General features: G+C 50.2%; 1 protein-coding gene. It reads left to right on the top strand.

What is annotated here, in order from left to right; genetic code table 11:
• Nucleotides 1–365 precede the first annotated feature (365 nt).
• Nucleotides 366–1,757 carry an aspartate aminotransferase family protein gene (locus ABYW01_RS20725; RefSeq protein WP_193953835.1) on the top strand — a complete coding sequence of 464 codons (1,392 nt, stop codon included), beginning with the start codon at nucleotides 366–368 and terminating at the stop codon, nucleotides 1,755–1,757.
• Nucleotides 1,758–1,850: the final 93 nt, after the last annotated feature.

Below are 1,850 nucleotides of genomic sequence, written 5' to 3'. Positions count from 1 at the left end.
GTGTTATTGGATACATGTTGACCAATCCTTTACCCCTGGAGTGATCCGAAAAACTTAATAAAAACTCGGTTGCTCCCAGGTTTATCTGCACGTAAATCCCCAGAATTTGAGATGTTCATCCCGCTAGATCCCCCACAATTCCTACTGGCATCATATTTCGCAATCATCTGGTTCTAACTGGTTTTCCTCGATGATCGGTAGCTTATGAGGCATTGAAGGACATCAGGGCACGCCCGGTTTTGTCGTTCGTGAAGATGGGTGGTTTCGATATTCGGAAACACACTTTGAGCTAAGAGTAAGCCGGAAGATGGGAGTGTGACTCCCGCCTCTGCATAAAAATAACAGTACCCTCAGAGGAGGTGAGTATGACTTATAACGCTAACGAATTTGACGCCAAAGAAGTTGTGGGCAACGACCGTAATCACGTTTGGCATCACATTACCCAGCATAAGCCTTTTGAAGAAAATGATCCGATGGTGATCGTTAAGGGTGAAGGCATGCGGGTCTGGGACGCAAAAGGTAACGAGTACCTGGACGCTGTTTCCGGTGCTGTATGGACAGTAAACGTTGGCTATGGCCGTACTGAAATTGCTGACGCAGTGCGCGATCAGCTGGTAACCATGAACTACTTTGCACAGACTGCGGGCAACGTACCAGCGGCGCAGTTTGCTGAAAAACTGATCGACAAAATGCCGGGTATGAGCCGAGTTTACTACTCTAACTCCGGTTCTGAAGCGAACGAGAAAGCATTCAAAATCGTTCGACAGATCGCTGAAAAGAAATACGGCGGTAAGAAACATAAAGTGCTGTTCCGTGAGCGTGATTACCACGGTACAACCATTACTGCACTGAGTGCGACGGGTCAGTACGAGCGTAAGAACCAGTACGGACCTTTCACTCCAGGTTTCGTTGAAGTACCGCACTGCTGCGAATACCGTGCACAGGATGATGCAGATACCGAAAACTACGGCGTATGGGCTGCAGACCAGATCGAAAAAGTGATTCTGGCTGAAGGCGCGGACACTGTTGGTGCATTGTGCCTGGAGCCAATCACTGCCGGTGGTGGTGTAATTGAGCCACCTCAGGGTTACTGGGATCGCGTCCAGGAAATCTGCAAAAAATACGACATCCTGCTGCACATTGATGAAGTGGTATGTGGCCTGGGTCGTACCGGTAAATGGTTCGGTTACCAGCACTACGGTGTTAAGCCAGACATGGTAACGATGGCAAAAGGTGTTGCTTCCGGTTACGCAGCGATCTCCTGCACCGTGACCACTGAAGAAGTCTTCAACATGTTTAAAGACCCTGAAGACGCTCGTATGGATTACTTCCGTGATATCTCCACCTTCGGTGGCTGTACTGCGGGTCCTGCGGCGGCTCTGGTTAACATGGAAATCATCGAAAATGAAAATCTGCTGGACAACGTTGTAGAGCAGGGCGAGTACCTGCGCGGTCGTCTGAACCAGCTGATGGAAAAATACGACGTTATCGGTGATGTACGTGGTAAAGGTTTGTTCGCGGGCTTCGAGCTGGTGAAAGATCGTGTAACCAAAGAGCCGGTTGATGAAACACTGCCGATCCAGATTGGTGCACACTGCATGCAGAACGGCGTCATCATCGGTCGTACTAACCGCTCTTTCAAAGAGTACAACAACACCGTATGTCTGAGCCCGGCGCTGATCGCGACTCAGGCTGACATCGACAAGATCGTTGATGCAATCGACAACGCGCTTGCGGAGCTGGCTCCTAACGCGTAACGGCTTACCATGAGGTCCTCCGGAGTCTCGGCATTGCTGTTGCCCTGACTCCGGTTTTTTTATCAGGCCTGTGTGATGGGCCGTCTTGCAGCG

It is taken from the genome of Pontibacterium sp. (assembly GCF_041587635.1).
Lineage (GTDB): Bacteria > Pseudomonadota > Gammaproteobacteria > Pseudomonadales > Balneatricaceae > Pontibacterium.
The sequence above is the reverse complement of the archived record's forward strand: the minus strand, read 5'-3'. Positions and strand labels throughout refer to the sequence as shown.